The organism is Allokutzneria albata (assembly GCF_900103775.1).
GTDB classification, from domain to species: Bacteria; Actinomycetota; Actinomycetes; order Mycobacteriales; family Pseudonocardiaceae; genus Allokutzneria; species Allokutzneria albata.
In genome coordinates this window covers 4,328,001-4,349,086 of sequence record NZ_LT629701.1, presented here as the reverse complement: position 1 = coordinate 4,349,086, position 21,086 = coordinate 4,328,001, and the positions used below count along the sequence as shown (strand labels likewise).

The window sequence follows — 21,086 nt, the reverse complement described above, 5'->3', positions numbered from 1 at the left end:
GTAACTCTGTGGCCACCTCCTCGGATCGCGCAGTCCCGTCAGGCACCGTCTCGTCCTCCGCCCGGCCCCGTCTCCTGCTGCTCTCCAGCGGTGTGCGGGACCACGACTGGGCGTGTGAACGGCTCGGCGGCGACGCCTGGCTGATCACCTGCTCCGGCGAGGAGACACTGCTGGCCGCCGCGCTCGCCGAGATGAGGCTCCGCTGGGGCGTCCCCGACCGCGTCGTACCGCTGGACGGGCGGAGCATCCCGCTCGCGGCGCGGCTCCGGGAGGTCCTCGGGCTCGCCGCCCAGCCGGTCGACAGCGCTCCGCGCGACCGGCGCGAGACGCATCAGCGCGCCGTCGCGGCAGGGCTGCGCACCGTGCAGTTGCTCGACCGCGCCACGTTGGAGGACTGGGACTTCCGCACGCCGGTGATCGCCAAGCCGGTCTCGCGGGCCGACGCGGGCATCCGCAGGCTCACCTCCTCCTACGACCTCGCCGACCTCGACCCGGACGCCGACATGCTCTTCGAGGAGTGGGTCATCGCGCCGGTCTGCCACGTCGAGGGCATCGCCGTGGACGGCGGGATCGCCGCGGCGCGGCTGTTCTACTACGTCGGCCCCGGCGCGGGCCGGGTCCCGGTGACCGACCAGCGCGCGCTGACCCGGCTGACCGAGGCCGCAGCCGACGTGGTCGCCGGCATGGCCCTGCCGGACGGCGCCTTCCACATCGAGCTGTTCGACCTGCCGACCAACCCGATGCTGCTCGACGTCCTGGTCCCGCTGGCGCCGGTCGAGGACCGCGCCCGGACCAAGAGCTGCGTCGCCACGCGGGACCGCCAGCGCGCCCGCGCGAGCGTCCCGGCCGGCGACCCCCGGTTAGCGCTCGACGCCTTTCGCTTCACTGCCGCTTGACATTCCTTTCGCTAGTGGCGGGCGTCGTCGTCATTTCTTTCGGCTCCTTTTCTGGGGTTCCTGATTGACTCCCTCTCGTTGGTTTCCCCACCGATTGGAGAGTTTCCATGGCACTGCCCTCGCTCAAGTCGTTCCTGGCCGTCGGTGCCCTGATGGTGGCGATCCCGCTCGCCGGTGCCCCCGCCGCGCTGGCCGCCACCACCGCCCCGGCGGACGTCCGGGTCACCGTGGACCGCCCGGTCCCCGGCAAGATCGCGATCAGGGCCGCGGCCTTCGCGCAGACCGCCGACGAGGCCGCGAACCACGCCCAGGCGGGCACCAAGAAGGGCCTCGCCGAGCACGAGAAGCGCACCGGCACGAAGTGCAAGCCCATCCACGAGTCGCTTGCGGTGAAGAAGCAGAACGATCTGTACCTCGCCATCGCGGAGCTGCACGCGATCTGTGTGAAGCGCTGACAAAAAAGGGGGAACGGAGCGCACCCGACCCGCTCCGTTCCCTTTTTCGGTCGCTCAGTGGAATGCGGGAACTCCGGTCGGCCGCGATTCCCGGTCCGCCGGGGCCCGGCGGCTGTCGGGGAACCAGAGCACGAACGTGCTCCCGGCCCCGGGGACGCTGTCCAGGCCGACCCGGCCGCCGTGGCCCTCGACGATCTGCCGGACGATCGCCAGCCCGAGCCCGCTGTGCCCGCTCGTCGCCGCCGACCGCTGCCCGGCCTGCCAGAACCGGTCGAAGACGCGGCTGTGGTCCTCCTCGGCGATCCCGGGGCCCTCGTCGCGGACCGCGATCCAGCACCAGCCGCCCGCACCGCCCGAGGTGAGCCGGACCGAGCTGCCCGCGGGAGCCACCCGCACGGCGTTGCTGAGCACGTTCGCCACCGCCCGGCGCAGCGCGTCGCGGTCACCGATCACGGCCGGACCCGGCTCGTGCTCCTCGACCAGCCGCACCCCGGACTCCTCGGCGAGCAGGCGGTACTCGGCCCCGGCGTCCCGGGCGATCCCCGCCAGCTCGATGTCGGCCTCGGCGAAGGCGAGCGCGTCCCGGCGGCCGGTGGCGAGCAGGTCCTCGACCAGTCCGCCCATCCTGCCCACCGCCCTGCCGACGATCGCGGTCGCCTCCTGGCGCTGCTCCGCGCTCGCGTCGTCGCGGGAGAGCACGGCGTCCAGGCTGGTCTGGATGATCGCCAGCGGGTTGCGCAGCTCGTGCGAGGCGTCGCCGAGCAGCCTGCGCTGGTCCTCGAAGGCGGTGCTGAGCCGGGTCAGCATGTCGTCGATGGTCTCGGCCAGCTCGCGCAGCTCGTCCCGCGGGCCGTCGAGGGCGATCCGGCGGCTCAGGTCGGTCGCGGTGATCTCCCTGGTGGTGCTGGTGATCCGGCGGATCGGGCGCAGCGCGCGGCCGGACTGCCACCAGCCCACCGCGAGGCTCAGCAGGAACAGCAGGGCCAGCGCGACCAGCGAGTACTTGCCGAGCAGGGCGACCGCCCCGTAGGTGGTCTCGCGTTCCCAGTCGTCGACCGCGGCCTCGACCTCCTTGGCGAAGATCGCGCCGCTGCCGTCGCCGAGCACCATGTGCCTGACCTTCAGGGGCTTCCTCGTCTCGTCCACCGAGGCCAGGACGCTCAGGTACAGCAGGCCGAGCACGATGACGCCCAGGGTGAACACCCACGCCGAGTACGTGACCGTCATCCGGAAGCGGATCGTCGACGACCAGCGGCAGCGGGTCACCGCAGTTCCTTCAACCTGTAGCCGCGACCGACGACCGTCTCGATCAGCGGTGGCCCGTCGGGCACGGTCACCTTGCGCCGCAACGTGCCCACGGTGACACGGACGGTCTCGGTGAAGGGGTTGGCGTGCTCGTCCCAGACGTGTTCGAGCAGGTCCTCGGCGGAGACGACGTGCCCCGGCCGGGTCATCAGGTACCGCAGGACCCCGAACTCCTTGCGGGTCAGCGACAGCGGCGTTCCCGCGCGCGACACCGTGCCCCTCGCGGTGTCCAGCTCCAGGTCGCCGAGCCGCTGCACGCAGCCGCCGGCGTAGACGTCCCGCCGCAGCAGAACCCGAACCCTGGCAAGGAGTTCGGCCAGTGCGAACGGCTTCACCAGGTAGTCGTCGGCGCCGTGGTCCAGGCCCCGGACCCGGTCGGCGAGGCCGCCGCGCGCGGTGAGCATGAGGATGCGCGGCGGCTGCTCGACCTGCTCCGCCAGGATCCGCCTGCACAGGTCGAGCCCGTCGGCGTCCGGCAGGTTCAGGTCGAGGACGACGAGGTCGTAGGAGTGGGTGCAGGTCTTCTCCAGGCCCGCGCGCCCGGTCGGTGCGATGTCCACCGCGTAGCCCGCGTGCGTCAGCCCGGCCTTGAGCCCGGTCGCCAGGTCGGGCTCGTCCTCGATGATCAACAGCCGCATTCGCCGAAGCTATCGAGGGGCTGGTTTCCGGACTGTTTCCGTCGTGGCCCCTCGGTCAGAGCCTGCGGTTGACCAGCACCGGAATGGCCGCGCGGGCCGGGGCGACCGCTTCGGGGACGATGAGCACCACTCGCGTTTCAGGCTCGTCGGCAAGGGTCGCGTGCACGCGGCCGAACGGATCGGCGACGAGGCTGTAGCCGATCCCCGTCGGCGCGGTGCCCTGCTGGGCGATGCCGATGCTGGCCGGGTCCGCCTGGCCGACCGCGACCACCCAGGACGTCGTGTCCAGCGCGCGGGCCCGGACCAGCAGCTCCCACTGCTCGCGCTTGCCCGGCCCGGCTCCCCAGGACGCGGTCACCACGATCACCTCGGCACCGCGGTCGGCCAGCGCTCGGAACAGCTCGGGGAACCGCACGTCGTAGCAGACCGCGGCGCCCACGGTGGTGCCGCCGACGTCGAAGGTGACCGCCTCGGTGCCCGGCGCGACGGTCGCGGACTCCTGGAAACCGAAGGCGTCGAAGAGGTGGATCTTGTCGTAGCCGTGGTGCCCGCCCGGCCCGGTGATCAGCAGCGTGTTGCGCACGCGCCCGTCCGGCTCCGGCGTGAACATCCCCGCGAGCACCGTGACCCCGGCCTCCAGCGCGATGTCCCGGACGGCGCTCGCCCACGGCCCGTCCAGCGGTTCGGCGACCTCGGCGAGCTTGGGGCCGCCGAAGCAGGCCATGGTCGCTTCGGGGAAGACGACCAGGTCGGCGCCCTCGGCCCGGCGCACCTGCTCGCGCACGAGCTCCAGGTTGGCGGCCGGATCGGGGCCGGAAACGATCTGGCACAGGGCGATGCGCACTGACTCCTCCATGGTGTCTTTGTATGCTCACTGTATGCAACAGGGGACGCGATGAGGTCAGGGCGGGACCGGGCGTACGAGTTCCTGCGGAACACCGTGCTCAGCGATCCGGCGCAGCAGGGCAGCTTCATCAGCGAACAGGACGTGGCCGACCGGATCGGCGTCTCCCGCACCCCCATCCGCGAGGCGCTGCTGATGCTGGCCGCCGAGGACCTGGTCCGCCTGGTGCCGAAGAAGGGCGCCTACATCGCTCCGGTGTCGGGGCGGGAGATCGCGGAGCTGATGGAGTTGCGCGGGCTGATCGAACGGCACGCGGCCGAGCGCGCGATCGGCTCCGCCGCGGTGGGGAAGATGCGGGAAACCCTTGCGCGGCAACGGCTCCTCGTGGCCGACGGGAACGAGGGCGAGTTCATCGACCTGGATCACGAGTTCCACTCCGCCCTGGTCGCGGCGGCCGGGAACGAGCTGATGGCCCGGATGTACGAGGGCTTGCGCGCCCGGCAGATCCGCTGCGGGGTCGCCGCGCTGGTGCGCGCGCCCGGCAGGCAGGAGGCGGTGCTCGCCGAGCACGAGGCGATCGTGTCCGCGCTGGAGGCCGGTGACGTCGAGGCCGCCGCCACCGCGATCACCCACCACCTCGAAGCCACCCGCCACGTCCTGCTCACCACCTGACCTCCTGGGCGGTCACGCGGGGGTGAGGGCGCGGTCTTCGGCTTCGGCTTGCTGGGGGTTCCGGCCGAGGCGGACGCCCACCAGGGTGATGACGCCCGTGACGGCCAGGTAGGCGGCCACGGCCAGCCAGCTGCCGAACTCGGCGAACAGCCACGTGAACAGCAGCGGCGCCACCGCACCGCCGATGACGCCGGCGAGCGTGTAGGCCAGCGAGCTGCCGGTGTAGCGCAGGCGCGGCGCGAACTGCTCGGAGATGAAGGCGGCCTGCGGGCCGTAGAGGAACGAGTGGATCGCCAAGCCGCCGATCACGCCCAGCACCAGCAACAACAGCGACCGCTGCTCGGCGAGCGGGAAGAACACGAACGGCCAGGCGACCGCGCAGACCGTTGCCACCGCATAGGTCCTGCGTCGGCCCCAGACGTCGGAGAGCGCACCGGCCAGCGGGATCAGCACGAGCTGCGCCGCCGAGCCGACCATGATCGCGGTCAGCGCCCAGCTCTGCGGCAGCTTGAGGACCTGGGTGGTGTAGGTCAGCGTGAACACCGCGAACAACGCGTAGAGCACATCGGGGCAGACCCGGCACAGGATCGCCGCGACCAGCGGGCGGGCCTGCGTGCTGAAGACCTCGCGGATCGGGGCGACGGGGCGGTCGCCGTGCTCCTCGATCGCCTTGAAGACCGGCGTCTCCTCCAGCTTCAGCCGGATCCACAGCCCGAAGAGGACCAGAACCGCGGAGAACAGGAAGGCCACCCGCCAACCCCAGCTCAGGAACTGCTCCCGGCTCAGCACCCCGGTGAGCACCGCGAGCACCCCGTTGGCCAGCAGGGTTCCCGCGGGCGGGCCGACCTGCGCCGCCGACGCCCAGAAGCCGCGTCGCTTCGGGTCGCCGAACTCGCTGGACAGCAGCACCGCGCCGCCCCACTCGCCGCCGAGCCCGACGCCCTGGGCGAAGCGCAGCAGCACCAGCAGGACCCCGGCGCTGGTGCCGATCTGGTCGTGCGTCGGCAGCGCGCCGATGAGGAAGGTGGCGATCCCGGTGAGCAGCAACGTGATCACCAGGACCCGCTTGCGGCCGATCACGTCGCCGAGCCTGCCGAAGACGATCCCGCCGAGCGGGCGCGAGACGTAGCCGACCGCGTAGGTGGAGAAGGCGGTCAGCGTCTCGGTCAGCGCGTCGCCGCTCGGGAAGAACAGGTGCCCGAAGACCAGCGCGGCGGCCGAGGAGTAGATCGCGAAGTCGTACCACTCCAAAGCGGTACCGGAGAGGCTGGCGGCGAAGGCGCGCGCCAGTGCGGAACGGCTTGGTTGCTGGGCCATGCGTGTGATACTGACTGTATACAACACGTATGCGCAAGTGGAGGTGGGTCGACCGTGACCGAGCTGGTGTTCGAGCTGCCTGACGGCGCCCGGGTCCCCGTGGCGGTGAAGTACCTGCTCAACGGCGGTTACGCGGGCCGGAGCCAGGAGGATGTGGCCGCCCACGTGGCCGAGCTGGCCGAACTGGGCGTACCCGCGCCTTCGACCACTCCGTGCCTGTACCCGGTGGCGCCGTACCTGGCGCAGCAGACCACGACCGTGCCGGTGCAGCACGGGAAGACCTCGGGCGAGGCGGAGTGGGCGCTGGTCGTGACGGACGACGACGTGCTGCTGACGGTGGCGTGCGACCACACCGACCGCGAACTCGAGGTGCACGGGGTCGCGTGGAGCAAGCAGGCCGCCCCGGACGTGCTCGGCACCCGGGCGTGGCGGTTGTCCTCGGTCGAGGACCGTTCGGACGAGCTGACGCTGACCGCGTGGGCGGACGACGAGGTCATCCAGCGCGGCACGTTGGCCGAGCTGCTGCCGCCGTCCTACTGGATCGAGGAGCTGCGGGCTCGTGGACTGCTGGTGCCGGGCACGGTCCTGCTCTCCGGCACGATCCCCATGCTGCCCGGCGTGAACCAGTTCGCCCGCTCATGGCGCGTGGAACTGGCCTCGCCGGAGGACTCGCTCAGCCTCGCCTACAGCACTTCGCCGCTCCCCGAACCAGTCGGCTGAGGTGGCCGGTCAGTCCATCATGACGTCGACGAGGTGGCGCATGGTGCCGGCGGCGAGTGCGGGGCGGGTCCGTGCGGCTTCGAAGTCGAGTACCGCCTGAAGGGGCATGTCGGCGGCTTCGGCCAGCTGGGCGTGGCTCCAGCCGCGGCGTTCGCGGACCTCGCGGACGAGCTTGGCGAAGTCGCCCACCTCGTACGGCAACAGGGCTTCTGCTTCGGTCGACATGGCCACCACCGTAGCTGTTGCAAGCGAGTGGCAGGAGTTCCTAGGGTCGTCGCGTGCTCCTCACTCGCCGTCGGCGGCTCGCCGGCTCCGCCCTGATCGCTGTCGCGGCACTCACCGCGTGCACGACACCCTCCACTCCCGATCGGCAGAACGGCCCGGACCACACGAGCATGGTGCTGGCGGACGGCTACGAGCCCGAAACGCTGAACCCGCTGCTCGGCTTCGGTGAGGAGGGCGCGTCCAAGCTCTTCGACGGCCTGGTCGAGCACCGCGCCGACCGCAGTGTGCGCGCCGCTCTCGCCGCCGACGTGCCGCAGCCGTCGCCGGACGGCAGGACCTGGACAGTGAAGCTCCGGCCCGGTGTGAAGTTCCACGACGGCAGCACCTTCGGTTCGGAGGACGTCGTCGCGACCTACCGGGCCGTGCTCGACCCCGCGTTCGCGTCGACCGTGCGCGCCAACTACTCGATGGTCACCGCGGTGGACGCGGACGGGCCGTCGACCGTGCGCTTCTCGCTGGCCTACCCCTACGCGCCGTTCGCCCACCGCCTGGTGCTCGGCATCGTGCCGAGCGAGGCGGTGGCGCAGCCCGGACCGCTTGAGCGCTCGCCGTTCAACGGCAAGCCGGTCGGCACCGGGCCGTACAAGCTCACCGAGTGGCGCAAGGGCGACCGCATGGTGATGGAGGCCAACGACGACTACTTCCTCGGCGCGCCGAAGGTTCGCAAGCTGACCGTGGTCTTCGCGATCGACGACAACACGCGGGCGCAGCGGATGAAGGCGGGCGAGTTCGACGGCACCGCGCTGCCGCCCTTGGCTGCCAACGGGTTGGCCGACATGAAGGGCGCCCAGATCATCAAGCACGCCAGCGCCGACTACCGCACGGTCGTCATGCCGATGGCGAACCCGGTGACCGGTGACCGCGCGATGCGGCTGGCGTTGAACTACGCGATGAACCGCGCGGGCATGATCCAGGCGTTGCTCGGCGGACGTGGACAGCCCGCGTCGACGCCCATCCCGCAGGCACTTCCCGAGTTCGTCGAGCCCACCGCGCAGTTCCGTTACGACAAGGACGAGGCCGCGCGCCTTCTTGAGCAGGCGGGCTGGGTCATGGGCGGTGACGGCGTGCGGGCGCGCGGCGGCCAGCGCGCGAGCTTCACGCTGATGTACCCGGCGGGCGACTCCGTGCGCAAGGACCTGGCACAGGCGTTCGCCTCCGACGCCAAGGCGGTCGGCGTCGAGGTCAAGCTGGAGGGCCTGGGCTGGGAGGCCATCGAGCCGCGGATGGGCGCGGACGCGTTGGTGCTCGGCGGCGGCAACCCGTTCGACCCGGACCTGAAGTCCTACCCGCTGCTGCATTCCTCCTTTGCCGCCAACGGGTTCAACAACCCCGGCTCCTACCGCAACGCCCAGGTCGACGCGGCGCTGGACGCCGGGCGCAAGGAGACCGACCCCGCGCAGCGGGTCGCCTACTACCGCCAGTTCCAGCGCGCCTACGCCGCCGACCCCGGCATGGTGTTCCTCGTCTTCCTGGACCACACCTACGTCGTGCGTGACGGGTGGACCGGTTACCAGGAGGTCGTCGACCCGCACACGCACGGCCTGACCTGGGGGCCGTGGTGGAACGTGCAGAGCTGGGTGCCCCGAGGGTGAGAAGCCGCTCGCGGGAGATCGCGGCACTGGCGTTGCGGCGGGTGGTGTTCGCGGTCCCGGTGCTCTGCGCTGTTGCTGTCGGCGTCTTCCTCCTGGGCGCCGCATCGCCGTTCGACCCGATCCACCAGTACTACGGCGTGCAGATCTTCAACGCCTCGGCCGATGAGATCGCGCAGGCGCGGGAAGCACTGGGGCTCAACGACTCCCTGGTTGTCCAATTCGGACGATGGGCGGGCGGGTTGCTGTCCGGGGACCTCGGGGTGAGCCGGTCGTTCCGGCAGCCCGTCGCGCAGGTCATCGGCGAGCGCCTGCCGTGGACGCTGCTGCTGGTGACCGTGGGGCTCGTCCTGGCGGTGCTGATCGCGTTGGTGCTCGGTGTGCTCGCCGCGTGGCGGCAGGGCGGGTGGCTCGACCGCTGCGTCACGGCGATCGGCCACGCCCTGGAAGGCATTCCACCCTTCGTGCTCGCTCTTGTAGCGATCGCGGTCTTCTCGTTGTCGCTGGGGTGGTTCCCGGTCGCGGGGCTGACCGACGCGGGAGCGGAGGCGACGTTCGGCCAGGTGGTGTCACACCTCGCCCTGCCCGCGTTGGTGCTGGCGGTGTCGCAGACGCCGTGGTTGGTGCTGCACGTGCGGCAGTCGTTGCTGACCTCGTTGGCCGAGGACCACGTGACGGGAGCCCGGGCGCGTGGCCTCGCGGATCGCGTCGTGGTGCTGAGGCACGCGCTGCCGACGGCGTTGCTGCCGTTCGTGACGCTGATCGGAGCGCGGGTGCCGGAGCTGGTCACCGGAGCTGTCCTGGTCGAGGAGGTCTTCTCGTGGCCGGGCGTGGCGAGCGCAGTGGTCCGCGCCGCGCTCGCCGTGGATTTCCCTTTGCTGGTTGTGCTTTCGCTGCTCGCCACGACCGCGGTGCTGATCGGCTCGTTGCTCGCGGACGTGGCGGCTGCGGTGCTCGACCCGAGGGTGGGCGTCGATGGTTGACCAGTGGCGACGCGTCGGCCGGGCGCGGACCGGCACACCACGGCTGGCTTGGGGAGCCGTCACGCTCGCGGTCCTCGTGCTCGGCGCGGTGTTCCTGCCGTGGCTGGGTGGACTGGACGAGAGCCTGATCCACTACGAGTCGGTGCGCCTCGCGCCGTCCTTGGAGCACCCCTTCGGCACCGATGCGGGTGGCCGCGATCTGTTGCTGCGGGCGTTCGCCGGGCTGCGTGTGTCGTTGTTGGTCGCGGTGCTGTGCGCGGTGATCTCGACGGTGCTCGGCGTGCTCATCGGCGGGCTGTCCGGGGCCGTCGGCGGGTGGCCGGATCGGCTGGCGATGCGCTTCGTTGACACGCTGAACTCCGTGCCGCACCTGCTGCTCGGCATCGTGATCGTGGCTCTGTACCGCGGAAACCTGACCGCGGTCGTTGCCTCGATCGCGCTGACGCACTGGACGACGGTGGCGCGGATCGTGCGTGCTGAGGTGCTTTCCTTGCGGGAGCGGCCCTTCATCGACGCGGCGATCTCCGGTGGAGCCTCCAGGTGGCGCGTGCTGCACCGCCACCTCGTTCCGGCGGTGGTGCCGCAGGCGGCGATGTCGGCGGTGTTGTTGTTGCCGCACGCGGTGTGGCACGAGACCGCGCTCAGCTTCCTGGGGCTCGGTCTGCCACCGCACATGGCCAGCATCGGCAACATCCTGGCGGAGTCCAGGGCTGCGGTGATGACCGGAGCGTGGTGGGTGGTGGCGTTCCCGTCACTCGTCCTCATCGCGACGACGCTCGCGGTGTCGGGGTTGGCGTCGGTGTGGCGTGATCGCCTTGTGCCGCGCCGCAGATCGGAGTTGGCGCTGTGATCGTCGAGGGTCTGTCGGTGCGTTTCCTGGTGCGCGGAGCCGAAGTCCGGGCCGTCACCGACGCGTCGTTCGAGCTGAGGCCGGGGCGCTTGCTCGCGTTGGTGGGGGAGAGCGGGTGCGGGAAGTCGGTTCTTGCCTCGGCGTTGCTGGGCTTGTTGCCGGGCAACGCCGAAGTGCGTGGCAGCGCGAGGCTGAACGGGCTGGACGTGCTCGCCGCCGACGAGACAACGTTGGCCACCAAGGTGCGCGGCCGGATGATCGGGTTGGTGCCGCAGTCGGCGGTCACCCACCTCACACCGGTTCGCACGGCGCGCAGCCAGCTGGCCGAGGCCGTGCGCGCGCTCAAACCAGACCAGGACGTCGACGAACTGGCCGAACGCGTTGGTTTGCCACCGAAAGCACTCGACCGGTACCCGCACGAGCTGTCCGGTGGGATGGCGCAGCGCGTCGCGATCGCGATGGCGCTGGCCGGTGACCCGCCGATCGTCCTCGCCGACGAGCCGACCAGCGGGCTGGACCGGCCGTTGGTGGACCGGACGATGGATCTGCTGGCCGGGCTGGCTGAGGAGGGCAGGGCGGTCCTGCTGATCACGCACGACCTCGCCGCGGCGCGGCGCTCGGCGACCGACCTCGCGGTGATGTACGCGAGCAGGCTCGTGGAGCTGGGCCCGGCCGCCAAGGTGTTCGCCGACCCGCTGCACCCCTACACCACAGGACTGCTGAACGCGTTGCCGGAGGGCGGTTTCCGGCCGATCCCCGGGCATCCACCGGAGCTGACCCACCTGCCGGACGGTTGCGCGTTCCGGCCCCGGTGCCCGGTCTCGGACACCTGCAGCGGCGATCCCGCGCTGGTGGCCCACGACGATGACCGGCTCGTCGCGTGCAGGCGCCCGTGCTGAGCGGAACCGGCTTGGTCGCCGGCTACCGGAAGGGCGTTCCCGTTCTGTCCGATGTGGACATCAAGATCGACCGCGGTGCCGTGCTCGGCCTCGCCGGGCCCAGCGGCTGCGGGAAGTCGACGCTGGCCAAGGTGCTGACGCTGCTGCACGAGCCGTGGGCGGGGGAGGTCGTGCTCGACGACGTGGTCGTGCGGCGCTTCCGGCACGCCGCCCCGCGCGCCCGGCGAACCGCGATCGGCGTTGTCTTCCAGCAGCCGCGGTTGTCGGTCGATCCGAGGTTCACCCTCCGCGAGGTCATCGTGGAACCCTTGGCGGCCAACGGCTTTCCGGCGGAGGTGGGCGAGCTGGCCGAGCGCGTCGGGCTGACCGAGGACCTGCTCGGCCGCCGCCCGCACGAGGTCAGCGACGGGCAGTTGCAGCGCGCGTGCCTGGCGCGGGCGTTGGCGCTCAAGCCGAGGTACCTGGTCTGCGACGAGATGACCGCCATGTTGGACGCGTCCACCACCGCGGCGCTGGTCGGCGTCGTGCAGGAGGAGGTGCGCGCCGCCGAAGTCGGGGTGCTGGCGATCAGCCACGACGAGGACCTGCTCAGCGTGTGGGCAGATCGTGTACAGCGCTGGGCTGATCTCCTACGGTGAGGGACATGTTCGACGACGGGATCGACCTCGAAGCCGTCCGCACCGATACGCCCGGTGCTCGCGAGCGGATCTTCCTCGACAGCGCGGGCTCGTCCCTCCCGCCCGAACCGGTGCTCCGCGAGACGATCAGCCATCTGCGCCGTGAGTCCGAGGTCGGTGGCTACCGCGCCGCGGCGGAACGCGCCGACGACCTGGAGAAGGGGTATGCGGTCGCGGCGAACTTCTTGGGGTGCGAACCCGAGGAGGTCGCGTTCACCGAGAGCGCGACGCGGTCCTGGCTCAACGCGTTCACCGCAGTACCGCTCGCCGAGGGCGACCGGGTTCTGATCAGCGAAGCGGAGTACGGCAGCAACGCGGTGGCGATCTACCACCGCGCCCGGCTGGTCGGCGCGCAGGTCGACGTGATCCCGTCCGACTCGACCGGCGCGTTGGACGTCGGCGCGCTGCGAGAGTTGCTGGACGAACGCGTGAAGCTGGTGTCGTTGGTGCACGCGCCGACCAACAGCGGCTTGGTGAACCCGGTCCGCGAGGCGGTGGCGGTCGCACACGACGCGGGCGCGTTGGTGCTGCTCGACGCGTGTCAGTCGGCTGGGCAGATGCGTGTCAGGGCCGACGAGATCGGCGCCGACTTGATCTCGGTGACCGGGCGGAAGTGGCTACGGGGTCCGCGCGGGACCGGTGTTCTCGTGGTGCGCGACGGAGTCGAGCTGTGCCCGACGCAGATCGACCAGCACGGGGCGACGTGGCGCATCCCGGACAGCGTGGAGCTGCGGTCGGACGCGCGCGTGCACGAGCTGTGGGAGTTCTCCGTCGCCGACCGGTTGGGATTGATCGCGGCGCTGCGGTACGCGGATGAGATCGGGATCGATGTCATCGAGCGAGCGGTGCGGGCGCGGGCCGGTGCGCTTCGTGAAGGACTGACCGGGATTCCTCGTGTTCGGGTGCACGACATCGGTGCTGTGCGGAGCGGCATCGTGAGCTTCAGCGTCGACGGGATCGGTGCCGAGGCCGTGAAGGACGCCTTGCGCGGCAAGCGGATCACGGTGTCGGCGGCCGGGGCCCACGGCGCATTGCTGGACATGAGCCGACGCGGGTTGACGGAGTTCGTCCGCGCCTCTCCGCACTACTTCGTGAGTCCCGAACAGATTTCTTCTTTTCTGGAAGCCGTTTCGGGCTTGAGTCCGGCTTGATTTGCATATGTCCGCGGAATGGGTGAGCATCGCGGAATGCGTTCCAGGAACATTCTTCTCACGGGTGCCGTCGCCCTGCTCGTCTCGCTGTCGGCGCCCGCCGCCGCCCAGGCCGCCGGATGCGCGGGCGCGAAGCTGCACTGGACCTCCGGCAGCTGGTCAGGCTGCTACACCAAGGGCTCCCACGGCATCGAGAACAAGACGTCGACGGAGATCCAGGTCAGCGGGGGTTACCAGGCCACCCTGCACTTCCGGGGTACCCGGCCGGACGGCAAGCCGGTGACGCCGCCGCAGACCTACAAGTCCGGCAAGCACAAGACGGACATGGACCACAACAACCTGATCGAAATCGTGGTCAAGAAGGTCTGAGTTCGCCCTGGCCCGAAATAAAGGGCCGTCTCCCGGAAATCGGGAGACGGCCTTCGTCACAGCGTCGTTCAGCAGGTCTTGCCGATCACGCGGGGAACGCAGTCCGCGTAGGACAGCAACAGGTCCACGGCCTTGTCGTTGCGGGCGGTCTCCCGCTCGATCACGGTGTCACGCGGGTAGAAGCCACCGGCTCCGCCGCCGCTCGGGTACATCTCGAACGTGTAGGTCCAGATCTTGTGCTGGCCCCACATCCAGTCGGTGATGTCCCCGTCGGTCACGTACAGGTCGCTGCCCTGCTGCGGGGTGTACCCGTTCGTCTGCGCCATCTGCCTGCCGAGCGTGGAGAACGCCTTCTGCTCGTCGGCGTTGAGGCCCGGCGCCGTGTCGTTCTGGGTGTAGCCGAACGGCCACAGCACCAGCTCCGAGTAGGTGTGGAAGTCGATGTTCGCGGTGATCTGCTGCTTGCCGCCGACCACCCGGCTGTTCACCAGGTCGCGGATGCGCTGCGCCTCCGGGGTGGAGAACGCCGACGGGCCGCGGTAGGTCTCGCTGCCGGTGCTGCCGGAGGAACCGCCGCAGCAGCCCCACTTGTAGCCGAAGTTGCGGTTGATGTCGGTGCCGCTGGGGGCCTGGCGGTTCTTGCGCCAGCTGCGGAACTGCCCGGTGGCGATGTCGTACTCCGCGCCGTCCGGGTTCACACTCGGCACGATCAGGATCTCCCGCGAGTCCACGACGCCCTTGATCGCGGAGTTGCTCGCGTAGCCGGTGGTGAAGCGCTTGGCGATGCGCAGGCACATCTCCACGGTCAGGTGCTCGCGCGCGTGGATGTTGCAGTTGAACAGGACTTCCGGCTCGTTCTCGTCGGAGTTGACGTTGTCGCTGATCTTCAGCATCCAGATGTCGCGGCCCTCGTGGCTCTTGCCGATGCTGGAGAGCTTGGCGATGTTCGGGAAGTCCGAGGCCGCCTTGCGCAGTTCGGCCGTCATCTCCGCGTAGTTGTGGTAGCCCGCGTAGCCGGACGGGAAGTCCCGCGCGCTGGGCCCCGAGGTGAGCGCGGCCAGCTGCTCCTGGACGTCACCTTGGAAGGTCTGGGCGAAACCCCTGGCCCGCAACACTCTCGCCTGCTCCTTGGTGGCGGCGACGGTCATCCGGTCGCCGTGCACGGAGTAGACGTCGACGCCGGTCGAGGCGACCGAGGTGCGCAGCTCGACCGTTTTCGCGGTGACGTCGTAGACGCCGGCCGACTCGGGCGGTGCCGCGCCCGCGCTCACCGCGCCGGGCACTATCAGGGCCATACAGATCGCCACCAGCAGGCCGCGATGCTTGCGCATGGGATACCTCCGAGGGGGGCAGGGAATGGTCGGAGAGTGGGGCTTGGCGGGCAGCTCTGCAAGAGACGTTGGTAGGGCGAACCGGACGGATCGCCCTACCAACGTCGAAATCACCCGCATGTACCGCCGACGATGCGCGGAACGCAATCCGCGTAAGTGAGCATCAGCTCGACCGCCTTGTCGTTGCGACTCGTCTCGCGGTCGATCACCTCATCGGGTGGGTAGAAGCCGTACTGGCCGCCGAACATCTCGAAGGTGTAGCTCCAGATCCGGTGCCGGCCCCACATCCAGTCCCGGACGCCGCCGTCGGTGATGTAGAGGTCGCTGGCCTGCTGGGGCTTGTAGCGGTTGCTCGCCGCCATCTGGGTGCCCAGCTCCTTGAACGCGCGCAGGTGCTCGGAGTTCAGGTCCGGCGTGGTGTCGTCCTTGGTGTAGCCGTAGGGCCACATCACCAGCTCGCCGTAGGTGTGCCAGTCGATGTGCGTGGTGATCTGCTGCTTGCCGCCGACCACGCGGCTGTTCACGAAGTCGCTGATCACCTTGGTCTCCGGCGCGGAGAACGGGCCGGCGCCCCGGTAGGTCTCACTGCCCGGCGTCGACGAGGATCCGCCGCAGCAGCCCCACTTGTGGCCCCAGTTGCGGTTGAGGTCGGTGCCGATCCGGCTGCTGCCCGGGTTCGGCTGCCGGTTGAGCCGCCAGCTCTTGTAGGTGCCGGTGGACACGTCGTACTCGATGCCGTCCGGGTTCACCATCGGCAGCACCCAGATCTCCCTGCTGTCCATGAGCTTCTTGACAGCGGGGTCGGTGGCGTAGCCGGTGGTGAAGCGCTGCACGATGCGGCGCAGGCACATCTCCGCGGACAGGTGCTCGCGGGCGTGCTGGTTGCAGGTGAAGATCGTCTCCGGTTCGTTCTCGTCGGTCGCGACGTTGGCGCTGAGCTTGACCAGCCAGACGTCCTTGCCCTCGTGGCTCTTGCCGACGCTGGAGACTTTGGCCAGGTCGGGGAAGTCGCGGGCGGTCTTCTGCAGCTCCGCGGTCAGCTCCGCGTAGTTGTGGTAGCCGGCGTCGGCGGGCGGGAAGTCCCTCGGAGTGACGCCGGGTCCGCTGCGCTCGGCCAGCTGACGGGCCCGGTCACCGATCGGCGTGAGCTTGAAACCCTTGTCGCGCAAGAGTTTAGCCTCACCAGGCAGGGCGGAGACGGTCATCTCCGCGTGGTCGACGCCGAGCACGTCCGCGCCGGAGGAGACGACCTCCGTGCGCGCGTCCGTGCCGGCGACGCCGTCCACGGTGTAGACGGTCTCGGCTTCCGGCATGGTGGCCAGGCCGTACGCCGGGACGATCACGGCCAGGCAGGCGCCGACCGCGACGGCTCTCAGGCCGAGTCGGGTGGCCATAGGGACAACCTCCAGGGGATGTGTTCACAGGGGCAGGGGCGTTCCCACCCGCGCTGGTGGGAACGCCCCTGGAACAGTGCTCGACGCCGCCTCGGCGGAACCGAGCACCTCGGGCGGGAAACCGCCCTAGCAGGTCTTGCCGATCACCCGGGGCACGCAGTCGGCGTACTCCAGGAGCAGGTTGACGGCCTTGTCGTTGCGCGAGGTCTCCGCGGCGATCACGGTGTCCCTCGGGTAGAAACCGCCGCCCCACGCGTTCTTCGGGTACATCTCGAAGGTGTAGCTCCAGATCTTGTGCACGCCCCACATCCAGTCGCCGATGCTGCCGTCGGTGATGTAGAGGTCACTGCTCTGCTGCGGCGTGTAGCCGTTGGTCTGGGCCATCTGGCGGCCCAGCGTGGCGAAGGCCCGCTGCTGGTCGGCGTCCAGGCCCGGAGCGGTGTCGGCCGTCGTGTAGCCGAAGGGCCACAGGATCAGCTCCGAGTAGGTGTGCCAGTCGATGTGCGTGGTGATCTGCTGCTTGCCGCCGACCACCCGCGAGTTCACGAAGTCGCGGACGCGCTGCGTCTCCGGCGCGGAGAACGCCGACGGGCCGCGGTAGGTCTCGCTGCCGGTGCTGCCGGAGGAACCGCCGCAGCAGCCCCACTTGTAGTCCCAGTTGCGGTTGAGGTCGGTGCCGTTGGGCGCCTGGCGGTTCTTGCGCCAGCTGCGGAACTGGCCGCTGGCCACGTCGTACTCCGACCCGTCCGGGTTGACGTTGGAGACGATCCAGATCTCCCGCGAGTCGACGTAGCGCTTCACCGCCGCGTCGGTCGCGTAGGTGGAGGTGAGGCGCTGCACGATGCGCAGGCACATCTCGATGGTCAGGTGCTCACGGGCGTGCTGCCCGCAGGTGAACAGCACCTCCGGCTCGTTCTCGTCGGTGCCGACGTTGTCACTGATCTTGATCAGGCTGAGGTCGCGGCCCTCGTGGCTCTTGCCGATGCTGGAGAGCTTGGCCAGCGCGGGGAAGTTCGCGACCGACTTGTTCAGCTCCGCGTTCAGCTCGGCCAGGTTGTGGTAGCCGGTGTAGCCGGACGGGAAGTCGCTGATGCCGGGGCCGTCGGGGGCCTTCGGCAGCCGCGAGTGGAGCTCGACCTGGAAACCCTTCGCGCGCAGGTCCGCGATCTCGGCAGGGGAACCGATCACCGTCATCGCGGCGCCGTCGAACCCGAGGACGTCGATCCCCGTGTTCGCCACCGCCGTGCGCTGTTCCACGGTGGCGGTGCCGCGCACCAGGTAGACGGCGCGGTCGTCGGTCTGGGTCTGCTGCTGGTTCGCCACGGGTGCAGGGGTCGCTGTGGCAACGGCGGGGATCGAGGCGGCCAGCGCCGCGCAGGCGCCGAAAGCCACCGCGAGCAGGGCCCGCCTGGTTCTTGTCAACATCAAGCCTCCGAACGTTGACGGAGTGTGATCGATGCAGCGTGGCTCAGATCACGGAGAGTCGACAAGACATAACTTCGGAGGAATAGAAGCGTCCTATGGGCTGTAGCCCGTCCGAGTGGCCAGGTTGACGCAGCGCACACCGATCTCGGTTCTGCTCCGAGTGGGCCACCGCCTAGGCTGGGACCAGCGAAAACCACCGACCCTAAGGACTGCCTCTCCATGCTGAGCCGCATCGACCTCCGTGGTCGCGTTCCGTCCGCCGCCGAGCTGCGTGCCTCCCTGCCGCGCGCCGAGGTCGACGTGGACGCCGTGCTGCATCAGGTGCGACCGGTGGTGGACGCGGTGCGCGACCGCGGCGTCGAGGCCGTGCTGGAGTTCGCCGAGCGCTTCGACAAGGTGCGCCCCGCGCGCGTGCGCGTACCCGAGGCCGAGCTGGAGCGCGCGCTGGACGAGCTGGACCCGGCCGTGCGCGAGGCGCTGGAGACCTCCACCGCGCGCGCCCGCCTGGTGCACGCCGACCAGCGCCGCACCGACACCACCACCCGCGTCGCGCCTGGCGGTACCGTCACCGAGCGCTGGGTGCCCGTCGCCCGCGTCGGCCTCTACGTGCCCGGCGGCCTCGCGGTCTACCCGTCCTCCGTGGGCATGAACGTGGTGCCCGCGCAGGTGGCGGGCGTCGAGTCGCTCGTCGTGTGCTCGCCGCCCCAGGCCGCGTTCGGCGGGCTGCCGCACCCGGCCGTGCTCGCCGCGTGTGCGCTGCTCGACGTCACCGAGGTGTGGGCGGTCGGCGGTGCGCAGGCCGCCGCGCTGATGGCCTACGGCGGTGTGGACACCGACGGCGCGGCGCTGGAGCCGGTGGACACTGTCACCGGGCCGGGCAACATCTACCTCACCGCCGCCAAGCGGCTGCTGCGCGGGCTGATCGGCATCGACTCCGAGGCGGGCCCGACCGAGATCGCGATCCTGGCCGACCACACCGCCGACCCCGTGCACGTGGCGGCCGACCTGATCAGCCAGGCCGAGCACGACCCGCAGGCCGCCAGCGTGCTGGTGACGACCTCCGAGGAGCTGGCCGACGCCGTCGACGCGCAGCTGGCCGCCCAGGTCGCGGCGACCAAGCACACCGAGCGCGTGCGCACCGCGTTGAGCGGCAAGCAGTCCGGCTGCCTGCTCGTGTCCACTGTGGACGAGGGGCTGCGGGTGGTGGACACCTACGCCGCCGAGCACCTGGAGATCCAGACGGTGAACGCCGGTGAGGTGGCCGCGCGCGTGCGCTCCGCCGGGGCGATCTTCGTCGGCCCGTACTCGCCGGTCTCGCTCGGCGACTACTGCGCGGGCTCCAACCACGTGCTGCCCACCGGTGGCTGCGCGCGGCACTCCTCCGGGCTGAGCGTGCAGACCTTCCTCCGCGGCATCCACGTCGTGGAGTACACCCGCGAGGCGCTGGCCGACGTGGCGTCCCAGGTGGTGGCCCTGGCCAACGCCGAGGACCTGCCCGCGCACGGCCAGGCCGTCACCGCGCGCTTCGGCGGTGGTGCGACATGAGCGTCCTGGGCTCGGAGTTCACCCTCGACGGCCTGCCGCTGCGCGAGGACCTGCGCGGGCGCTCGCCGTACGGTGCGCCGCAGCTGGACGTCGCGGTTCGGCTCAACACCAACGAGAACCCGTATCCGCCGCCGCCCGCGCTCGTCGCCGACGTCGCCGAGGCGACCCGCAAGGCCGCCGAGCAGCTGCACCGCTACCCGGACCGGGACGCGATCGAGCTGCGCACGGCGCTCGCGGAGTACCTGAGCCGGGCGACCGGCGTCGCGCTCGCTCGCGAGAACGTGTGGGCCGCCAACGGTTCCAACGAGATCCTGCAGCAGATCCTGCAGGCGTTCGGCGGTCCGGGACGCGTGGCGGTCGGCTTCGAACCGTCGTACTCGATGCATCCGATCATCGCCGCCGGGACGCGCACGGAGTGGCTGTCCGCGCCGCGCCGCGCCGACTTCTCGCTGGACGCCGACGCGGCTGTTCAGCTGATTCACGACCGGCAGCCGGACGTCGTGTTCCTGACCAGCCCGAACAACCCGACCGGGCAGTCCATCCCGGCCGAGGACCTGCGCAGGCTGGTCGCGGTGGCCCCGGGCATGGTCGTGGTGGACGAGGCGTACGCCGAGTTCTCCGCCCAGCCCAGCGCCGTCGAGCTGATCGGGCAGCTGGGCGGCCGGTTGATCGTCTCCCGCACGATGAGCAAGGCGTTCGCCTTCGCCGGCGGGCGGCTGGGCTACCTGGCCGCGGCGCCCGCGGTGGTGGACGCGCTGCAACTGGTCCGGCTGCCGTACCACCTGTCCTCGTTGACGCAGGCCGCGGCGCTGGCCTCGCTGCGGCACGCGGACGCCACCCTCGGTTCGGTCGCGGCGCTGGCCGCCGAGCGCGACCGCGTGGTGGAAGCCTTGACCGGTATGGGTTTCTCCGTGGTGCCGAGCGACGCCAACTTCGTCCTCTTCGGACGGTTCGGCGACGCGCAGGCCGCCTGGAAGTCCTATTTGGACCGTGGAGTGCTGATCAGGGAGATCGGCGTCGCGGGCCACCTGCGGGTGACCATCGGGGTCCCCGACGAGAACGACGCCTTCCTGGCCGCGAGCAAGGAAGTGGCAACGGAGGTGCAGCGGTGAACCGGATCGCCAAGATCGAGCGCACGACCAAGGAGTCCTCGATCCACGTCGAGCTGGACCTGGACGGCGCGGGCAAGGTCGACGTCAGCACCGGGGTGCCGTTCTTCGACCACATGCTGACCGCGCTCGGCGCGCACGCGTCCTTCGACCTGGTGGTGCGCGCGACCGGGGACGTGGAGATCGACGCCCACCACACCGTCGAGGACACCGCGATCGTGCTCGGCCAGGCCCTGCGCGAGGCGATCGGCGACGCCGCGGGCATTCGCCGTTTCGGCGACGCGTGGATCCCGATGGACGAAACCCTGGCGCACGCCGCGGTCGACGTCTCCGGGCGGCCGTACTGCGTGCACGTCGGCGAGCCCGACCTGCTGGCCGGCTACACCATCGGCAACAACTACCCGGCCGTGCTCAACCGGCACGTGTTCGAGTCGCTGGCCTTCCACGCGCGCATCGCGCTGCACGTGCGCGTGATCCACGGCCGCGACCCGCACCACATCACCGAGGCGCAGTTCAAGGCGATCGCGCGGGCGCTGCGCGCGGCGGTGGAGCGCGACCCGAGGGTCACCGGCATCCCGTCCACCAAGGGCGTGCTCTGACCCTCCCGAAATCGTTTGGATTCCTGGAAATGC

General features: G+C 70.4%; 22 protein-coding genes. 14 read left to right on the top strand and 8 right to left on the bottom strand.

Annotation, left to right across the window (positions count from 1 at the left end):
* Nucleotides 1-8: 8 nt before the first annotated feature.
* Complete coding sequence (locus tag BLT28_RS19210; RefSeq protein WP_030430887.1) at nucleotides 9-896, top strand: hypothetical protein; 888 nt, start codon at nucleotides 9-11, stop codon at nucleotides 894-896.
* Between the two features lie 107 nt (nucleotides 897-1,003).
* Nucleotides 1,004-1,351, top strand: coding sequence for a hypothetical protein (locus BLT28_RS19205; protein ID WP_030430888.1), 348 nt, complete (start codon nucleotides 1,004-1,006; stop codon nucleotides 1,349-1,351).
* A 54-nt stretch (nucleotides 1,352-1,405) separates the two neighbouring features.
* Here BLT28_RS19205 and BLT28_RS19200 read toward each other — a convergent pair whose 3' ends face one another.
* The 3 genes from BLT28_RS19200 to BLT28_RS19190 are packed head-to-tail and all read right to left on the bottom strand — an operon-like array spanning nucleotide 1,406 to nucleotide 4,150.
* Nucleotides 1,406-2,617 (bottom strand): sensor histidine kinase, encoded by a 1,212-nt coding sequence (locus tag BLT28_RS19200; protein ID WP_052407583.1) that lies wholly within the window; start codon nucleotides 2,615-2,617, stop codon nucleotides 1,406-1,408.
* Nucleotides 2,614-3,294 (bottom strand): response regulator transcription factor, encoded by a 681-nt coding sequence (locus tag BLT28_RS19195; protein ID WP_030430890.1) that lies wholly within the window; start codon nucleotides 3,292-3,294, stop codon nucleotides 2,614-2,616. Before BLT28_RS19195 ends, BLT28_RS19200 begins: the two co-directional genes overlap by 4 nt.
* Nucleotides 3,295-3,349: 55 nt before the next feature.
* Complete coding sequence (locus tag BLT28_RS19190; RefSeq protein WP_030430891.1) at nucleotides 3,350-4,150, bottom strand: carbon-nitrogen hydrolase family protein; 801 nt, start codon at nucleotides 4,148-4,150, stop codon at nucleotides 3,350-3,352.
* 39 nt (nucleotides 4,151-4,189) lie between these two features.
* Between BLT28_RS19190 and BLT28_RS19185 the strand changes: the two genes are divergently transcribed.
* A complete protein-coding gene (locus BLT28_RS19185; protein ID WP_030430892.1) occupies nucleotides 4,190-4,810 on the top strand; it encodes a GntR family transcriptional regulator in 621 nt (206 codons plus the stop codon).
* A 12-nt stretch (nucleotides 4,811-4,822) separates the two neighbouring features.
* On the opposite strand, the gene BLT28_RS19180 is transcribed toward BLT28_RS19185, so the two are convergent.
* The gene (locus BLT28_RS19180; protein ID WP_030430893.1) at nucleotides 4,823-6,127 is read right to left on the bottom strand and encodes an MFS transporter; all 1,305 of its coding nucleotides are present in this window, start codon (nucleotides 6,125-6,127) and stop codon (nucleotides 4,823-4,825) included.
* A gap of 54 nt (nucleotides 6,128-6,181) precedes the next feature.
* Here BLT28_RS19180 and BLT28_RS19175 point away from each other — a divergent pair, with 54 nt between their 5' ends.
* Nucleotides 6,182-6,847: a DUF2848 domain-containing protein gene (locus BLT28_RS19175; RefSeq protein WP_030430894.1), complete on the top strand. Its 666-nt coding sequence runs from the start codon at nucleotides 6,182-6,184 to the stop codon at nucleotides 6,845-6,847.
* Nucleotides 6,848-6,856: 9 nt separating this feature from the next.
* Here the strand turns inward: BLT28_RS19175 and BLT28_RS19170 are convergent, their stop codons facing one another.
* Nucleotides 6,857-7,072: a helix-turn-helix domain-containing protein gene (locus BLT28_RS19170; protein ID WP_030430895.1), complete on the bottom strand. Its 216-nt coding sequence runs from the start codon at nucleotides 7,070-7,072 to the stop codon at nucleotides 6,857-6,859.
* 53 nt (nucleotides 7,073-7,125) lie between these two features.
* Here BLT28_RS19170 and BLT28_RS19165 point away from each other — a divergent pair, with 53 nt between their 5' ends.
* Genes BLT28_RS19165 through BLT28_RS19135 form a run of 7 tightly spaced genes read left to right on the top strand, consistent with a single transcriptional unit; the run spans nucleotide 7,126 to nucleotide 13,650 of the window.
* Complete coding sequence (locus tag BLT28_RS19165; RefSeq protein ID WP_030430896.1) at nucleotides 7,126-8,724, top strand: ABC transporter substrate-binding protein; 1,599 nt, start codon at nucleotides 7,126-7,128, stop codon at nucleotides 8,722-8,724.
* Nucleotides 8,721-9,704 carry an ABC transporter permease gene (locus BLT28_RS19160; RefSeq protein WP_030430897.1) on the top strand — a complete coding sequence of 328 codons (984 nt, stop codon included), beginning with the start codon at nucleotides 8,721-8,723 and terminating at the stop codon, nucleotides 9,702-9,704. The genes BLT28_RS19165 and BLT28_RS19160 overlap by 4 nt, the downstream gene beginning before the upstream one ends.
* Complete coding sequence (locus tag BLT28_RS19155) at nucleotides 9,697-10,554, top strand: ABC transporter permease (protein ID WP_030430898.1); 858 nt, start codon at nucleotides 9,697-9,699, stop codon at nucleotides 10,552-10,554. The genes BLT28_RS19160 and BLT28_RS19155 overlap by 8 nt, the downstream gene beginning before the upstream one ends.
* Nucleotides 10,551-11,453: an ABC transporter ATP-binding protein gene (locus BLT28_RS19150; protein WP_231950342.1), complete on the top strand. Its 903-nt coding sequence runs from the start codon at nucleotides 10,551-10,553 to the stop codon at nucleotides 11,451-11,453. The genes BLT28_RS19155 and BLT28_RS19150 overlap by 4 nt, the downstream gene beginning before the upstream one ends.
* Nucleotides 11,447-12,091 carry an ABC transporter ATP-binding protein gene (locus BLT28_RS19145; protein ID WP_030430900.1) on the top strand — a complete coding sequence of 215 codons (645 nt, stop codon included), beginning with the start codon at nucleotides 11,447-11,449 and terminating at the stop codon, nucleotides 12,089-12,091. The genes BLT28_RS19150 and BLT28_RS19145 overlap by 7 nt, the downstream gene beginning before the upstream one ends.
* Before the next feature lie 5 nt (nucleotides 12,092-12,096).
* Nucleotides 12,097-13,281, top strand: a complete 1,185-nt coding sequence (locus BLT28_RS19140; RefSeq protein ID WP_030430901.1) for an aminotransferase class V-fold PLP-dependent enzyme — start codon at nucleotides 12,097-12,099, stop codon at nucleotides 13,279-13,281.
* 36 nt (nucleotides 13,282-13,317) lie between these two features.
* Entirely contained in the window at nucleotides 13,318-13,650 is a 333-nt protein-coding gene (locus tag BLT28_RS19135; RefSeq protein ID WP_030430902.1) for a hypothetical protein, read from the top strand.
* A gap of 68 nt (nucleotides 13,651-13,718) precedes the next feature.
* Here the strand turns inward: BLT28_RS19135 and BLT28_RS19130 are convergent, their stop codons facing one another.
* From BLT28_RS19130 to BLT28_RS19120, 3 genes are all read right to left on the bottom strand, one after another.
* Nucleotides 13,719-14,981 carry a M14 family metallopeptidase gene (locus tag BLT28_RS19130; RefSeq protein ID WP_030430903.1) on the bottom strand — a complete coding sequence of 421 codons (1,263 nt, stop codon included), beginning with the start codon at nucleotides 14,979-14,981 and terminating at the stop codon, nucleotides 13,719-13,721.
* Nucleotides 14,982-15,091: 110 nt separating this feature from the next.
* Nucleotides 15,092-16,375, bottom strand: a complete 1,284-nt coding sequence (locus BLT28_RS19125; protein WP_043812446.1) for a M14 family metallopeptidase — start codon at nucleotides 16,373-16,375, stop codon at nucleotides 15,092-15,094.
* A gap of 126 nt (nucleotides 16,376-16,501) precedes the next feature.
* Nucleotides 16,502-17,800 carry a M14 family metallopeptidase gene (locus BLT28_RS19120; protein WP_052407584.1) on the bottom strand — a complete coding sequence of 433 codons (1,299 nt, stop codon included), beginning with the start codon at nucleotides 17,798-17,800 and terminating at the stop codon, nucleotides 16,502-16,504.
* 219 nt (nucleotides 17,801-18,019) lie between these two features.
* Here BLT28_RS19120 and hisD point away from each other — a divergent pair, with 219 nt between their 5' ends.
* From hisD to hisB, 3 genes are read left to right on the top strand one after another with little or no spacing between them, the layout of a single operon-like run.
* Complete coding sequence (gene hisD, locus BLT28_RS19115) at nucleotides 18,020-19,345, top strand: histidinol dehydrogenase (RefSeq protein WP_030430906.1); 1,326 nt, start codon at nucleotides 18,020-18,022, stop codon at nucleotides 19,343-19,345.
* Complete coding sequence (locus tag BLT28_RS19110) at nucleotides 19,342-20,457, top strand: histidinol-phosphate transaminase (RefSeq protein WP_030430907.1); 1,116 nt, start codon at nucleotides 19,342-19,344, stop codon at nucleotides 20,455-20,457. Before hisD ends, BLT28_RS19110 begins: the two co-directional genes overlap by 4 nt.
* The gene (gene hisB, locus BLT28_RS19105) at nucleotides 20,454-21,053 is read left to right on the top strand and encodes an imidazoleglycerol-phosphate dehydratase HisB (RefSeq protein ID WP_030430908.1); all 600 of its coding nucleotides are present in this window, start codon (nucleotides 20,454-20,456) and stop codon (nucleotides 21,051-21,053) included. The genes BLT28_RS19110 and hisB overlap by 4 nt, the downstream gene beginning before the upstream one ends.
* The last annotated feature ends 33 nt before the right edge of the window (nucleotides 21,054-21,086 follow it).

Bases quoted from the DNA above. Each gene is read 5' to 3' on its own strand.
- BLT28_RS19205 (WP_030430888.1), top strand. From the start codon at position 1,004: ATGGCACTGCCCTCGCTCAAGTCGTTCCTGGCCGTCGGTGCCCTGATG.
- BLT28_RS19195 (WP_030430890.1), bottom strand. From the start codon at position 3,294: ATGCGGCTGTTGATCATCGAGGACGAGCCCGACCTGGCGACCGGGCTC.
- BLT28_RS19190 (WP_030430891.1), bottom strand. From the start codon at position 4,150: ATGGAGGAGTCAGTGCGCATCGCCCTGTGCCAGATCGTTTCCGGCCCC.
- BLT28_RS19185 (WP_030430892.1), top strand. From the start codon at position 4,190: ATGAGGTCAGGGCGGGACCGGGCGTACGAGTTCCTGCGGAACACCGTG.
- BLT28_RS19180 (WP_030430893.1), bottom strand. From the start codon at position 6,127: ATGGCCCAGCAACCAAGCCGTTCCGCACTGGCGCGCGCCTTCGCCGCC.
- BLT28_RS19170 (WP_030430895.1), bottom strand. From the start codon at position 7,072: ATGTCGACCGAAGCAGAAGCCCTGTTGCCGTACGAGGTGGGCGACTTC.
- BLT28_RS19155 (WP_030430898.1), top strand. From the start codon at position 9,697: ATGGTTGACCAGTGGCGACGCGTCGGCCGGGCGCGGACCGGCACACCA.
- BLT28_RS19140 (WP_030430901.1), top strand. From the start codon at position 12,097: ATGTTCGACGACGGGATCGACCTCGAAGCCGTCCGCACCGATACGCCC.
- BLT28_RS19135 (WP_030430902.1), top strand. From the start codon at position 13,318: ATGCGTTCCAGGAACATTCTTCTCACGGGTGCCGTCGCCCTGCTCGTC.
- BLT28_RS19130 (WP_030430903.1), bottom strand. From the start codon at position 14,981: ATGCGCAAGCATCGCGGCCTGCTGGTGGCGATCTGTATGGCCCTGATA.
- BLT28_RS19125 (WP_043812446.1), bottom strand. From the start codon at position 16,375: ATGGCCACCCGACTCGGCCTGAGAGCCGTCGCGGTCGGCGCCTGCCTG.
- BLT28_RS19120 (WP_052407584.1), bottom strand. From the start codon at position 17,800: ATGTTGACAAGAACCAGGCGGGCCCTGCTCGCGGTGGCTTTCGGCGCC.
- hisD (WP_030430906.1), top strand. From the start codon at position 18,020: ATGCTGAGCCGCATCGACCTCCGTGGTCGCGTTCCGTCCGCCGCCGAG.
- BLT28_RS19110 (WP_030430907.1), top strand. From the start codon at position 19,342: ATGAGCGTCCTGGGCTCGGAGTTCACCCTCGACGGCCTGCCGCTGCGC.